Annotated in this window: 17 protein-coding genes and 2 pseudogenes; all 19 read right to left on the reverse strand. The window is 66.3% G+C overall.

Annotation, left to right across the window (positions count from 1 at the left end):
* Positions 1-45: 45 nt before the first annotated feature.
* Positions 46-516, reverse strand: a complete 471-nt coding sequence (locus ML01_RS27125; protein WP_162267996.1) for a T6SS amidase immunity protein Tai4 family protein — start codon at positions 514-516, stop codon at positions 46-48.
* Positions 498-992 (reverse strand): type VI secretion system amidase effector protein Tae4, encoded by a 495-nt coding sequence (locus ML01_RS27130; protein WP_082674149.1) that lies wholly within the window; start codon positions 990-992, stop codon positions 498-500. Before ML01_RS27130 ends, ML01_RS27125 begins: the two co-directional genes overlap by 19 nt.
* Before the next feature lie 563 nt (positions 993-1555).
* Positions 1556-2458: an EamA family transporter gene (locus ML01_RS10585; RefSeq protein WP_058555363.1), complete on the reverse strand. Its 903-nt coding sequence runs from the start codon at positions 2456-2458 to the stop codon at positions 1556-1558.
* Positions 2459-2476: 18 nt separating this feature from the next.
* Positions 2477-3847, reverse strand: coding sequence for a hypothetical protein (locus ML01_RS10590; RefSeq protein WP_254045211.1), 1371 nt, complete (start codon positions 3845-3847; stop codon positions 2477-2479).
* Between the two features lie 51 nt (positions 3848-3898).
* Positions 3899-4546, reverse strand: a complete 648-nt coding sequence (locus ML01_RS10595; protein WP_058555364.1) for an ABC-type transport auxiliary lipoprotein family protein — start codon at positions 4544-4546, stop codon at positions 3899-3901.
* Positions 4547-4557: 11 nt separating this feature from the next.
* Positions 4558-5643 (reverse strand): MlaD family protein, encoded by a 1086-nt coding sequence (locus tag ML01_RS10600; RefSeq protein ID WP_058555365.1) that lies wholly within the window; start codon positions 5641-5643, stop codon positions 4558-4560.
* Between the two features lie 113 nt (positions 5644-5756).
* Positions 5757-6533, reverse strand: coding sequence for an ATP-binding cassette domain-containing protein (locus tag ML01_RS10605; RefSeq protein ID WP_058555366.1), 777 nt, complete (start codon positions 6531-6533; stop codon positions 5757-5759).
* A gap of 9 nt (positions 6534-6542) precedes the next feature.
* Positions 6543-7349, reverse strand: a complete 807-nt coding sequence (locus ML01_RS10610; RefSeq protein WP_058555367.1) for an ABC transporter permease — start codon at positions 7347-7349, stop codon at positions 6543-6545.
* A gap of 84 nt (positions 7350-7433) precedes the next feature.
* The gene (locus ML01_RS28585) at positions 7434-7604 is read right to left on the reverse strand and encodes a hypothetical protein (RefSeq protein ID WP_156427648.1); all 171 of its coding nucleotides are present in this window, start codon (positions 7602-7604) and stop codon (positions 7434-7436) included.
* A gap of 231 nt (positions 7605-7835) precedes the next feature.
* Entirely contained in the window at positions 7836-8057 is a 222-nt protein-coding gene (locus ML01_RS10615) for a hypothetical protein (RefSeq protein WP_058555368.1), read from the reverse strand.
* Positions 8038-8244: pseudogene (locus ML01_RS28590) on the reverse strand (BrnT family toxin); the annotation flags it as partial. The gene ML01_RS10615 and the pseudogene ML01_RS28590, both read right to left, overlap by 20 nt.
* 33 nt (positions 8245-8277) lie before the next feature.
* Positions 8278-8469, reverse strand: coding sequence for a hypothetical protein (locus ML01_RS28595; RefSeq protein WP_156427649.1), 192 nt, complete (start codon positions 8467-8469; stop codon positions 8278-8280).
* A 1-nt stretch (position 8470) separates the two neighbouring features.
* A complete protein-coding gene (locus ML01_RS31040; protein WP_162267997.1) occupies positions 8471-8605 on the reverse strand; it encodes a type II toxin-antitoxin system VapC family toxin in 135 nt (44 codons plus the stop codon).
* A gap of 69 nt (positions 8606-8674) precedes the next feature.
* Complete coding sequence (locus ML01_RS10625) at positions 8675-9151, reverse strand: DUF3368 domain-containing protein (RefSeq protein WP_058555369.1); 477 nt, start codon at positions 9149-9151, stop codon at positions 8675-8677.
* Entirely contained in the window at positions 9148-9402 is a 255-nt protein-coding gene (locus tag ML01_RS10630; RefSeq protein ID WP_058555370.1) for a UPF0175 family protein, read from the reverse strand. Before ML01_RS10630 ends, ML01_RS10625 begins: the two co-directional genes overlap by 4 nt.
* Positions 9403-9565: 163 nt before the next feature.
* Positions 9566-9790 (reverse strand): annotated as a pseudogene (locus ML01_RS10635) (IS1634 family transposase); the annotation flags it as partial.
* A gap of 352 nt (positions 9791-10142) precedes the next feature.
* Positions 10143-10316, reverse strand: coding sequence for a DUF86 domain-containing protein (locus ML01_RS30535; RefSeq protein WP_254045212.1), 174 nt, complete (start codon positions 10314-10316; stop codon positions 10143-10145).
* A gap of 187 nt (positions 10317-10503) precedes the next feature.
* A complete protein-coding gene (locus tag ML01_RS10645; RefSeq protein WP_371258204.1) occupies positions 10504-10845 on the reverse strand; it encodes a nucleotidyltransferase family protein in 342 nt (113 codons plus the stop codon).
* Between the two features lie 268 nt (positions 10846-11113).
* Positions 11114-12703 carry a bifunctional GNAT family N-acetyltransferase/carbon-nitrogen hydrolase family protein gene (locus ML01_RS10650; protein ID WP_058555373.1) on the reverse strand — a complete coding sequence of 530 codons (1590 nt, stop codon included), beginning with the start codon at positions 12701-12703 and terminating at the stop codon, positions 11114-11116.
* Between the last annotated feature and the right edge of the window lie 101 nt (positions 12704-12804).

Below are 12804 nucleotides of genomic sequence, written 5' to 3' on the forward strand. Positions count from 1 at the left end.
ACCAGATGAAACCAGGGACAGCGTGGACTGGTAAGGTAGCGTGTTCTAGCGGGTGCGAATCCCGCCTAACGAGCCGCGAGCGCCTTTCTTTTCATCGGTGGAAGTTCTGGGAGAACAGAACTCCTGAAAATGCTCTTCGTTCCGCCAGCCTTCACGGCTATTGCACGGCGACTGCGCCGAGAACAAGAGCTCAAGCTCATTTGATTTCACCAAATCAATGCATTTCATGAGCTGAAGCGAACCACCATGTTTGCTGCGATACTGCCGGGCCAGCCAGGTGTCCACCAATGTCCTTGTCTTTTCATAGACATCAAGATCCAGGTTTCCTTGTTGCATGTATGCATTGGCTGCATTGTTTGCATCCTGCAGAACAACAGGATCGCGGTATGCCGAACCAACACAAACGGATAGGGTGAAGTTCTTGAACAACTCCAGCTCTTTTGAATCGTTGGCGCTTGCAATGGTTGAGCCGAAGACGCAAAAGGCGGCCAGTACGCCTAGTCTGTTAATTTCCACAGGTATGCCTTCTTCGAAAGGGGAAAATAGCACTGATCTGAACAGACTGCTCCATCCCATAGCGTCGCGTGACCTGTTGCGTCGTTCCACGTATCGACTTCGAAAACTAAAATCCCCTTATGAGAGGAAAGCATTGCAGGAGTGGGGTCGGAAAAGGTGTGATCTGGCCCTCCGAAGGTTTGTTGCAGATAGGAGATCAAAGCCGTAACTCTGAAAAAATACCAATTTCCCTTCGCGCCAGAAACTGTTTGTCTGCTGGTGTACGGTATCTTGAAGCCGGTTTCATTGAGGACGTAACTCATTCTAATTGCGCAGGCGTTCTCGAAACGCCCTCTGCCAACCGGGACGACGTTTATGTTGTGGTTCACATTTCCGCCGATTACTGTCCCAACGCCGGAAACTGTTTTCCCTGCGTCCTCATAAACCGCTCTGAATGCCGCTAATGCTTCGGCCAACTTTGGACGATCGTCGCTCATTCTCTTGCTCCATTAACCGCACTGCCGATCCGTCGAACGACGGCGCCAGTTTACTAAACTCGGCAAATAGTACGCCCGGAATCAGCTACTCCCCGATTGCTGCCGCTGAAGCATTGGAGCAAACGGCGATTGTGAGCAACGTCGAAATTAAGTGTATTTAGTGAACTGTTGCCGTCATTGCAGCCCTTGCTGCCGACCCCGCGGACATCCGTCACTTCCCGAGCAGACCTTAGAGACAGGACACTAGCCGATGTCGAGCCCCGTGACAACCGCCTAGCGGCGGATCGACGCCTTCCGTGCGGGATTCCTGCCGGAGGCCTGTTCGGCTTCGGCCTCGCGATCCAACAATATGGCGCCCTGCGTGTGTGCAAGCACATGTTCACAGACCACAAGGCGCTGATCCGGCTCTGTCGCCATAACGTGTTGCGGAGCCTGCGCCTTGGCGCGCTGGTTAGCGATGTGGCGCCAGGACCCAAAACGGTCTTGCAGATCGATGGCTTCCCTCGGCCACTGCGGTAGCGGGACTGTCTATAGACGGCGGCCCGCGTGCTCGGCGATCGAGATCAGGACTGGGTCAGCACGAACAGCCCCGCGAGCATGACGGCGCTGCCGGCGAGGCGTGCGATGAGGTGCCCCTCGCCGTAATACCAGTGTCCGAGCAGCACCGAGAACATGCCGGCGGAACGCTTCACGGCCATCACGTAGGACGCGAGCGCGAGGCTGAGCGCGATCTGGTCCGCGATGCGCATCAGCGCAAACAGCACGCCGAGCAGCAGCAGCGGCCGGATCTCGCGGCGCAGGTGCCGCGGGAAGGCCTCGCGATAGAAGCGGTGGTCCTGCACGCTGAACATGACGAACAGCACCACCGGGTTCACCACCGCCACCACCACGGCGAAGGAGAGCGGATCGCTCATCTGAATGCCGACCCGCCCGAGTGTGGAGGCCGCCGCGAAGCAGAACGCCGCCACCAGCGTGAGCACGCTGCCGGGGTCCGTGAACAGCCGCTTGAGCGGCGCGAAGGGGCTCGTCTGCTCGCGCTCCACGCTCAGCACATAGCCGCCGGCCACGAGTAGCGCCAGCCCGACGAGGCCGAGCCCGCTCGGCAGATCGCCGATGACCGACCATTCGATGACCACGACGAAGGCCGGCGTCAGCGTCATCACCGGCCCCACCAGCGACACGTCGCTGCGCCCGATGGCGCTGTTGAGTGCCCAGCCGCCGATGCCGGAGACCAGGCCGCCGAGCAACACCACGGCGATATAGACGGGCTCATGCAGCGGGACGTCGTGATGCCAGATGACGAGCGGCGCCGTTACCACCAGGCTCGCGAGGTTCACGTACAGCGTCAGCGCCCGCGCCGAGAAGCTGAACGACAGGTGTTTGGTGACCGCGATGCGCGAGGCGTGAAAGAACGCCGACAGCAGCGAGAAGACGATCCAAAAGGGCGCGAGCGCAGAGAGATCCATCAAGTCGGCCGTCGTCCGTCAGACCCAGCCGCGGTCGCAGTCGGCAAAGCGGCGCACCTGCTCGCAGCCGGGGCCGAGCAGCGCCTCGAGTGCCGCGGCGTTGTGCAGCGCGAAGGCGCGTTGCCAGTCGGTGCGCGCTCGCCAGTCGTCGTGCGAGAAGGCGCCGACGCCGCGGCGGATGCGCACGCTCGGCACGCCGTCCAACCAAAGGAGTCCGGCCCCGCCGGTGCCGGAGAAGAGCTTGGGCTGGATGCTCAGAAACACCTCGCGCGCGGCGGCAACGGGCGTGGCGGCGGTGTTCCGGATGGGCGCGTGCAGGTTCAGGCTGTAGCTCGGTGCGTTCAGCGTCATCAGGTGCTTGCGCGGCTCCGCCGGGCCGGCGCGCAGCCGCGCGAGCACCGGCGCCGGCAGGTCGCGCAGCGCGGCGGCGAGGCGCCCGAGGGCGTCCTGCACCGGCGCCGGCAGGTCGAGCCCGGCAATGGCGGCCATGGTGTCGGCCCGCGCGCGCAGCGGCAGGCGCTGCCAGGGCGCAGGCACCGCGGCGCTGCCGGTGAAGACCTCGCGCAGCACGCCGGCGGCGGCGTCCAGGCGCCGGTGCAGGCGGCGGATCAGATCCTCGAAGGCGGCGTCGCCGAGCACGTGCCAGCCCGGCAGCCGGATCACGGCGCCGGTGGGGCGGGTGCCGGCCGCGACCGCCGCATCATCGCAGTCGAGCAGCTCGGCGCCGGCCACGCCGAGGTCGACATCCTTGAGCAGCGCCGCCACCAGCCGGGCGCCGGCGAAGGTCAGCGGGTCCAGCAACTGCCGGCGGGTGCGGACATCATGGTCCGCCGCCCGCGGGCCGCTGCGTGCCGCGGCGAGCGGGGCGAGCTCCGCCGCGGTCCAGTACAGCAGGTGCAGGTGAAACTGCTTGGCCGCCTGCACGCTCTCGCGGTCGCGGGTGTTCGGGTCGCAGTTCAGCGCCAGGTGCAGGAGTCCGCCGGCGAGGCCGAAGCGGGCCATGACCTCCGGGTCCGAGACGAAACGCACGAGCTCCAGGCCCGTGCGCCACAACACGCGGCCCGTCACCGGCGCGACGTCGCAGGGGCCAGGCTTGTCCCGTGCCGAGGCCTCGCTCAGCATCAGGTCGAGCTTGGCGTGCGGGATGGCCTTGTCCACCAGCGCGAGCCGGTCGCCGTTGCCGCCGGCGCAGTCGAGCAGCGCGATGGTGCGGCGGTGAAAGCGGGCGAGGGGCGCCGCGGCGTTCATCTCCGCGTGCGTGAGCGCGAAGCCGGGCGGCGGCCCCGGCACCGCCATCTGCTGCCAGGCTACGGGCATGCGCCAGGCCGCCGTCGGCAGCAGGTCCGCAAACGGGTCCGGTCGGGCAGCGCCGCCGCAACGCTCAACCAACGCTGGGTCCCCGCGGCCGCACGCTGGCCGCATCGCATGCAGTGTGAGTGGTCATCTGAGCTTCCGCCCCAAACCGTGTGCGTCCGCGATCACCTGGCCGATGATGCGCCCGCTCAGGTGGTTGAAGGCATCGGCGATGGCCTGCGGGGTCATGCGGCCGTCCGTGCTGACGGCAACGGGCACCGTATCGGTGTAGCTGCGCGCCACCAGCACCTCGCGCCCTCGGCCGCGCACCAAAGTCAGCCAGAGCTCGGCGAGCACCACGGGCGGGTTGTCGGTCGGGCGGTGCTCGAAGCGCTGCAGCTCGCCGGTGAGCAGATAGTCCGCGCGGGCCGGGTCGCCCGCGGTGATGACGTGCTCGAACACGCCCGCGGCACGCAGCGCCGTGGCCAAGTCGTTCGCGATGGCGCGCGCCGGCACCTCTTCCCACAGGAGCTCTGCATAACGCTGCGCCTCCAGCGGCGCCTCCGCGGTGCGGTAGACAATGCGGCTGCCGGCGACGAAACCGCGCGCGGCGATGGGCGTGACGCGCAGCGTGCCCGGAATCGGCTGCGCGCTTGGCGTCGGTGCCACGTCGGCTTGCAGGCTGAAAAAGAGATCCCGGGTGCGCTCGCCGCCGCCGCAGCCGGCGAGCAGCGCACAGGCGATGAGGGCGGCCAGGGGCCAGGCCGGGCGCAGGCGCTGCGGGCGGCCGCTCATTGCGGTGGGGGTCAGCGTTCCAGCCATGGCGAAGGCGCCTTTTGCTTCTGCTCGAACAACAAGGATTTCGGGTCCTCGCGCAGGTCGCCGGTGAGGGCGGCGAGGTTGCGCGAGGCGGTCTCGATGTTCGCGATGATGGGTGCGAGCGACGCCGAGATCTCCTGCAGCAGGTACTGCACGTCGTTCAGCGTATCGGTGATGGGCGGCTCGGCCTGGTTGACGACACGCTGCAGATCGGCGCCGAGATCGGTGTAGCGGCGGATCGCGGCGCCCACGTCGTCGCTTCGGGTGTCGAGGCCCGCGGAGACCTCCGCCAGGTTCGCGGTCAGCGCGTCCACGGAGGCCAGAATGGATTCGATCCGCTCCGGATTCACGCTTTGCTCGATATCGGCGCTGAGCTTGCGCAGGTTGCCGAACACCTCGGCGACGCCCTCGCCCACCGCCGCCCCGGTACCCGGCGCGCCGTCCTCGCCCTCGCCGAGCGCGCCGATCAGGCCCTGGATGCGCTCCTGCAACTGCACCAGCGCCGGGCGAATGGTGCCGTCAACGGCCTGCTGGAGCTGCGTCAGCGCCTGTGCCGCCTGGGTCGCCAGGTCCGGCTGGCGCGGCAGTGTCGCGATGGCCGCGCCGGCGGCGAGCACATCGTCGGCGAGACCGGGCAGGATGCGGATCTGGTTGCCGCCGAGGAAGCCCGCCGGCACCAACTGCGCCCGGCTGTCTGTCGGCACCGGCCAGTTGCCCTGCAGGCGCAGGCTCGCGCGAAAGCAGGGCAGCTCGGCGGAGCGCGGCTCATCGGTGTCCGGGCACAGCGCCCGGTCCGGATCAGCCGCGAACACCGGCTCCACGCCGCCGACATGGCCGACGACGAAGCCCTCTTGCACCACGTTGATGCCGCGGTCGAGCCCCGTCGCCTCCGGAAAGTAGGCCCGCAGCGGATAGCCGCCGAACAGTGCCGGCACGTTCAGCAGCACCACGCCGACGACCACCGCCGCCATCGCGAGCACGAACAGCCCCGCGAGCACCAGATCGCGGCGCTGGCGACGGCCGCGGCGGATGCCGGGGGCGCCGATCTCGGGGGGTTGGTAGAGGCGTTCCAAAGTTTGAAGTTTGAAGTTTGAAGTTTGAAGTTTGAAATGCGGAGTGCGATGTCGGCGCGTTTGGATGTTCCTCGGCCCTCGGCCCTCGGCCCTCGGCCCTCGGCCCTCGGCCCTTACCAGCGTCCTTCCAATAGATACCTCAGCTCCAGCCGCTCAGGCACCGCGGCCTCCAGCGCGCCGCGGGTGCCGTCGAACAGGATCCGACCCCGATCCAGCACCACCACGCGCTCCTCGTCGCGCACGGCCTTGAGGATCGTATTGTCCGTGCCGATGACGGTCAGCCCGCGCTGCTCGATCTGGCTGCGCAGCACGCCCAGGATCTCGCGCACGGCGGGCAGGTCGAGTCCGTCCGTGAGCCCGTCCCAGATCAGCAGGTCCGGGCGATGGATCAGCGCCCGGGCCAGCTCCACACGCCGGCGCTGGCCGACGGACAGCGCCCGCGGGCGGTGGTTCTCCATGCCATCGAGCTGCAACTGCGTGATGACGAGCCGCGCCGCGCGGGCCATGTCCGCCCGGGACATGCGCGTCGGGCGCAACGGCAGCAGCAGGTTCTCCAGCACCGAGAGCCCGTCCAGCAGCGAGCCCCGCTGCAGCACCGCGCCCACCCGCGCCCGCAGGGCCTGCGCGCGCCGGCCGCGCAGCTCCGCGAGCGCCTGGCCGAACAGCCGCACCCGCCCCGCGGACGGCAGGTCCAGCCCGAGCACCAGGCGGACCAGCAGGCTCTTGCCGGCGCCGTTCTGGCCGATGAGGAGCAGGCCCTCGCCCGGGCGCACGGTCAGCGACACGCCGTTCAGCACCGCATGCCCGGCCACGTGCTGGAAGACGTTGTCGAGCTCCAGGGCCGGCGCTGCGGCGGCCTCCGGCTCGACTTGGCTTGCGGCCTGCTGCATCGCGGCGCGTCAGTCCGGCCACAGCACGAACAGGAGATCGATCAGCAGGATGCTGGTCACCGCGCCGATCATCGTGCGTGTCGCCGCCTCGCCGATGGCGTCCGGATCGCGCCCGGCGACGGTGCCGTTCACCGTCGCGATCAGCGCGACCACCACCGCGAACACCAGCGGCTTGGCCACCGCCTCGCGCACCTCGAACGGCCCCAAGGTGTTGCGCACCGCATCGATGAGCTGGTAGGGCGGCACCTCCGAGAAGAAAAAGAGCCACAGGAAGGCGCTGCCGACCGTCACCAGGCTGCCCCAGACCAGAAACGCAAAGGACATCGCCAGCAGTGCGAGCAGTGCCGGGCCCGTGATGAAGCGAAACGGGTTGATGCCGCTGACCAAGAGCCCGTCCATCTCGCCCGTCGCCACCAGCGTCGCGTGGCGCACCGCCAGCGCGACGCCGCCGCGCCCCGCCACCATCACGCCCACCAAGAGCGGCACCAGCTCCATCACCACCGCATAGGTGATGGTGAAGAGCAGCGCGCCCGGAAAGTTGAAGTCCTCCAGCACCGAGGCGGCCTGGCGCCCGAGGATGACGCCGAGCGCCGCCGTCACCAGCGTCACCGCCGGCAGGATCGACAGCCCCGCCTGGCGCAGCGCCGCCGCCAGCGCCGGCAGGTCCAGCCGGTCGCGGCCGAGCAGGATGTCCAGGTACAGCCCCAGGCAGTCGAGCAGCGCCCGCGCCGCGAGCCCGAGCGCCGCGAGCCGCCCGAGCACGCCGTCGAACGGCGACGCCGGCGCATGGCGCAGGTCGCGGGCGGCTAACGGCATGGCGTGGGGCTCGGCGCTGGGTCGGAGGCTGGCATTGCCCGGCAATGGTACCGTGAATGCGGGAGCTGCCGGCAGCGCGGGGGTTCACGGGCCGGCGGCTCGGTCGGCCTGACCGGCGATGCCCCGCTGCTGGTCGACACGACCCCCGACGCTGCCATCGTCCTGCAACCGGCAGATGTCTATCCGATCGAAATCTACTCCGAACAGCGTCTTGCGGAATTCGAGCGTGAGAACGCAGTCCCCGATGAGATTCACGGGCAGGTCCCGTGCGGTGCTCCGGCGGGACGACTGATGGGTGCGCCTGTTTCCGGACGCAAACTTCCTGTTCAGCGCGGCCTACCGGGACGCCAGCCCGGCGCTGCTGCTGTTTGATCTGGCTGCGGCAGGCCGGTGCAGGTTGGTGACCTCTGCCTTCGCGTGGGACGAAGCTCACCGGAACCTCAGTGCCTTGGGGGACCCTCGGCACCAGAAGCCACCCCATCGCGGTTACTCGACCGCCTCAATCAGATCGATGTCCCGCCGCAGCAACTCGTTGACGAGATGGCCGAGTTCGACGCCTTTGACCGTCGCCCGCCCCCGCAGCCAGGTCGCAACTTGTGGGTCGAGTTCCACCAGGTTTTCGGCCTGCGCGGCGAAACGGTTGGGTTTGGACTTGCTGTAGTCCAGGTCGTATTCGGGAAGCGGGTCGTCAGCCAGTGAATTGCTCATGGTCTCGTTGCTCGTTGGCGGTGGCATAGCGCGCGCTGATGATGCGGATGTGATCCGGCGGCGATTCGAGAAATACGACAAGCGCCAACCGTTGGTTGTTCAGGCGCCCGACAATGATCTCCCGCGCCTCGCCCTCGGAGTGCCACTCGTCCACAAACATGCGGGCCAGTGGGTCGCGAAACACCGCCGCTGCCTCGCGTGGGTGGTATCGCTTGTCGAGTCAGGCTGCCTCGTGGTCCTGTTCCAGGTCCTGTTCCGTCAGACGCTTCGGATCGAGCGGGACGACCGGTCGGCCTTGCTCGGCCTGCTTGCGCCGTGCGTCCTCGCAAATCGCATGCAGATCGTCCCCAAACCGCTCGGCGTAACGGCGGCGCACGGCGTGCAACTCCTCGATGATCGGGCTGGTGTGCATTTCAAACCTCCAGCAGCTCCAGCGGCGTGCAGATAATCGGTGGCTGATAGCCCAGCGAACGCAGCACGGCCTCGATCTTCGGACGCAAGGCTGGGTTGGCGATGTGGGCGCAGTTCCGTGTCAACAGGTAGTCCACGCCGCCGAGGGTCGCGAGGGCGCATACCGTGGTCCATCCCCGGTTTGCGCTCTGATTACTCTTTGATTACTACTTCTCCCCCGCAATTTCGATCACTGTCGCGATCAGATCGTTGGACAGGTAAAGCTCGGAAGCGGATAGCTGCAGGACGTAAGGCTTGACCGCTTCGATCAGCCCCGCCTGTTTCGCAGCCAACAATACACCCAATGATCCAATGATCTCAATGCCATTGATCCTCGCGACCCGCCGCCCACGCCGGTCATCGATCAGCAGCCGGTCCGCGGCCAACTGTCGATACAGAATCATCGCCTCCGTTTCGCCCAGATCCGAAACGCCGTCGAGGAGAATCGGATAAGACGGATCAATTTGTTCGACTCGGCCATGGAGATACGCCTTTAACTGCCTGGCTTGCGGTTTATCGCTGGTCACGGCTTCGCGATAAACCGCCTCGGGGACGACGACTGAACCAAACAATCGGTCCAAGAGATGCAGCCCATCGCAGGTCGCCAAGGCAATCAAGGCTGAGCAATCCGCGACCAGGATCATTGGGTTCGTCCGATTGACTGCATTTCCTGGACGAGTTCATCACGGGAGATGTCAATCACGGGAATCCGCTGTACCTTGCAGACGGCAATGAACTCATAGATATTCATTCCCGCCAGTTCCGCGGCCTTGGCGAGCGTGACCCGAGCATCCTTGAACAAGGCCAGCGCGTAGGTCATCCGCATCTCCCGCGCGACGACATCCTGCGTCAACATCCCGACAAAATCATTGGGAAGATCGACCGCGACTTGCATGACTTGACCTCGCTGGTGGTGATACAAACAAATCGCCGGAACCGGGCGTCGCGGCGGGCGCCGACGCCGGGGTCAGGCGGGATCGGGTCGGGCTGACGGGCGCAATTCCGTCAGCCCGACCCCATCCGGGCTATTCGTGGGCTATCCGTGGTCTGTCCCGGATTGCCCGATCTTCCGGAAATAGGGCAACCTGCGCCGACGCCCCCTCGTCCTCGTCGAGCACCTCGATCGCCTTGCACCAAGCCGCCTTCTGCGCATCGTTGATCTCGCCGAGGTAGAGAACTTGGCGCTCCACCACCCGCCCGTCGGTGACGCGACGGTTCTCGACGATGCTCCAGTAGCGGTGCTGTTTGCCGTCCTTGAAACGTTTTTTCGAGCGCAAGAACATGCCGATAGTTTCGGCAAAACACCGCGTCAGAACAACGGCCTAGGTCGGCACTACAAGCGCTTTCGCAAACCCGTCGCCAACCCAATCAGAGGCTTGCAAGAGCAAACGGCCTGGATTTCGCCAAAATCCAGGCCGAATAGTCGAAGTCGGGCTAGTTGACCGCCTCGATCAGATCGATGTCCCGCCGCAGCAGCTCGTTGACGAGATGGCCGAGTTCGACGCCTTTGACCGTCGCCCGCACCCGCAGCCAGACTCGGGAAAATGGGGACGTACCACCGATATCTCGCCGGATAGGCGCGCCCGGCGACGGGTCACGCGTCGCCGCGGGGCTCCCGTCGCCACACGGCATCGGCTAGCCCTCCGCGGGGTCTTCTTCCTCGGCCAACAAGGTACGGACGCACGCGTCCAGCGGTCCCAGATGTCGGTCAATGACGGCGAGCACGGTTGCCGGGTCGATGTCGCCCAGATAATTGTGCACCAGCACGTTGCGAAAGCCGCTGATTTCGCGCCATGGATTTCGCGCCATGGAATGGATAGGCACAGCGATGTCTTGCGTTCCGGCAGGTGTCGGGTCGCCTCCGACAGTGTTTGCAGGTTGCGCAGCGCCGCGTCGTAAAGCACCTCGTCCCGGGTCAGGTCGCCGCGCGAACGGATGCGCGTGATCTTGGCGATCGCGTCGAGTCTATGCAGCGCATGGGGCCGCCAGGGCTTGCTCATAGATCGATGGCCTCGCGCAGGACCCGGTCGCGGATATGCCGATTCAGCTCGTGCTCGGGTACCAGATCGACGCGGCGATGGAGCAGATCGGCGAGATCGGCCGTCAGGGGGAGACGCTGGCCGAACATGTCGTATCCGCGCGGGAAATCGACCAGGAAATCCACGTCGCTATCGGGACGCTCCTCGCGCCGGGCGACGGAGCCGAAGACGCGGATCCGGCGTGCGCCGTAGCGCTCCCCGAGGGCGAGCACTTGCGGCTTAATGGCGGCGATTTCATCCAGCAGCATCGTTGTACCGTCGGGGAAAACAGGGAAGATAAAGCCGGTGGCTAAGTCCACGGAGATTAAGTCCACGGAGATTAAGTCCACGGAGATGGCGCCGCTGCCGGCCCGATCCGGTCGGTGCAGCGCGATGAGCCCGAAGTCGACGGCCTGGCGGTAGACCTGCTCCTTGAAGCGTAGCGCGGCGATCGCGTGCTCCAGCTCCGGGCAGGCCGGCAGCGCGGCCAGGGGCTCCGGTGCCCGAGTTTAACTGCATCCGCGCAAGCTGCGCGTAATCGGAACATCCTCGTACTCGGCGAGCAGCGTGGTTCCCATGAGCGGCTTCTCACCGCTCCCGCCACACCGTCGTATACAAATCATGCCGGCGGTCTTTGAGGTTCTGCACGGTGCCCTCGTAGCGGGCCTCGCGCAGCGCCTCTAAGCGCAGATCGGCGAAGGCGACGGTCTCCACGTTCGGCGTCGTGTCGGCGGCGATGCCGTCGCGGGCGAAGGGGAAGTCGCAGGGGGTGAGGATGCAGCTCTGGGCGTATTGGATGTCCATGTTCGCGACGTTGGGCAGGTTGCCGCAGTTGCCGGACATGACGACGTAGCACTGGTTCTCGACTGCGCGGGCGTGGCAGCAGTAGCGCACGCGCAAGTAAGACTGGCGCTCGTCGGTGCAGAAGGGCACGAAGATGATGTTGGCGCCCTGGTCGGCCAGGTGCCGGGCCAGCTCGGGGAATTCGGCGTCGTAGCAGATGAGCACGCCGATGGGGCCGCAATCGGTATCGATGGCGGCGAGCTCGTGGCCGCCCTCGATGTTCCACCAATAGACCTCGTTCGGCGTCGGGTGCAGCTTGGCCTGCTCGTGGATGTTGCCGTCGCGCAGGCACACGTAGCAGATATTCTCGACCCGGCCGCTCGGCATCATGGTCGGGTGCGAGCCGCCGATGATGTTGATGTTGTAGCGCACGGCCATGTCGCGCAGTGCGTCCTTGATGGGGTCCGTCCAGCGGGTCAGCGCCTCGATGGCCTCCTGCGGCGAGAGCTCCTGGTCTTCCATGGACAAGAGCTGGAGCGAGAACAGCTCGGGAAACACGCAGAAGTCCGAGCGGTAGTCGGAGGTCACGTCCACGAAGTAGCGGAGCATGCCGACGAACTCGTCGAAGGACTTCACGCGCCGCTGCTGATATTGCACGGTCGCAACGCGTACCACGTCCATGAGCCGGCCGCCGTAGTTCTTCTGCCGCGCCTCTTCCTTCTCGTCGGGCGCCTGCGGATTGCGCCACAACAGATGCACGCCATAGCCCATGGACTGGCCGTCTTCGGGCCAGTAGTTGGGCATGAGCCCGATGACCTTGAAGTCGTTGCGCAATTGAAAGGTCAGCACCGGGTCCTTCTCGCGGCCCTCCTCGACGGCCGCGACGTAGGCCTCGGGCGTCGGGTAGGGATGGTCGGCGCGGGTCAGTGCGGCCTTGAGCGACGGCAGTCGGCCGCCGTAGATGATGCCCTTGAGCGCCCAGGACCACGCCAGCTTCTTGCGCTCGTCATAGAGCCGCTGGCCGATGCGCAAACCCCGGTAGTCCGGGTCCACGCAGACCTCCATGCCGTACAGGTAATCGCCGTTGGGGTCGTGCCGGCTGGCGTAGCCGCCGCCGGTGATCCAGGTCCAGTCGTGGGGCTTGAGCGCGAGCTGGCCCGCGATGACGAAGCTGGAGCAGAAGCCGATGAGCTTGCCGTCGGCCTCGGCGACGAACTGGCCCTCCGGGAACTTGTTGATCTGCCCGCGGATCATCGCCGCCGAGTAGCTGGAGACCTTGGCGCCGTCGTAGGCGCGCTCGAACAGGGCGCGGATGGCCGGCACGTCGGCCGGCGTGGCGTTGCGGACGATAAGGCGCGCGACGGTGTCGGCGGCGGTGATGGGCGAGTTGGGCACGGGCGGGCTCCGGCGGTTGCGCAATGCTCGATTGTGCCACTGGCCGGCGTACCGCTGCGCCCTCTGGGCACGGCATGCGAGTCCGTTGACACGCGTCAGCC

The organism is Thiohalocapsa sp. ML1 (assembly GCF_001469165.1).
In the GTDB taxonomy this organism is placed as follows: Bacteria; Pseudomonadota; Gammaproteobacteria; order Chromatiales; family Chromatiaceae; genus Thiohalocapsa.

Coding starts and splice junctions, on each gene's coding strand:
- ML01_RS10610 (WP_058555367.1), bottom strand. CDS start 7,349: ATGCCGTTAGCCGCCCGCGACCTGCGCCATGCGCCGGCGTCGCCGTTC.
- ML01_RS10630 (WP_058555370.1), bottom strand. CDS start 9,402: ATGCAAGTCGCGGTCGATCTTCCCAATGATTTTGTCGGGATGTTGACG.
- ML01_RS27130 (WP_082674149.1), bottom strand. CDS start 992: ATGAGCGACGATCGTCCAAAGTTGGCCGAAGCATTAGCGGCATTCAGA.
- ML01_RS28595 (WP_156427649.1), bottom strand. CDS start 8,469: ATGCACACCAGCCCGATCATCGAGGAGTTGCACGCCGTGCGCCGCCGT.
- ML01_RS30535 (WP_254045212.1), bottom strand. CDS start 10,316: ATGGCGCGAAATCCATGGCGCGAAATCAGCGGCTTTCGCAACGTGCTG.
- ML01_RS10615 (WP_058555368.1), bottom strand. CDS start 8,057: ATGAGCAATTCACTGGCTGACGACCCGCTTCCCGAATACGACCTGGAC.
- ML01_RS10585 (WP_058555363.1), bottom strand. CDS start 2,458: ATGGATCTCTCTGCGCTCGCGCCCTTTTGGATCGTCTTCTCGCTGCTG.
- ML01_RS10625 (WP_058555369.1), bottom strand. CDS start 9,151: ATGATCCTGGTCGCGGATTGCTCAGCCTTGATTGCCTTGGCGACCTGC.
- ML01_RS10595 (WP_058555364.1), bottom strand. CDS start 4,546: ATGAGCGGCCGCCCGCAGCGCCTGCGCCCGGCCTGGCCCCTGGCCGCC.
- ML01_RS10605 (WP_058555366.1), bottom strand. CDS start 6,533: ATGCAGCAGGCCGCAAGCCAAGTCGAGCCGGAGGCCGCCGCAGCGCCG.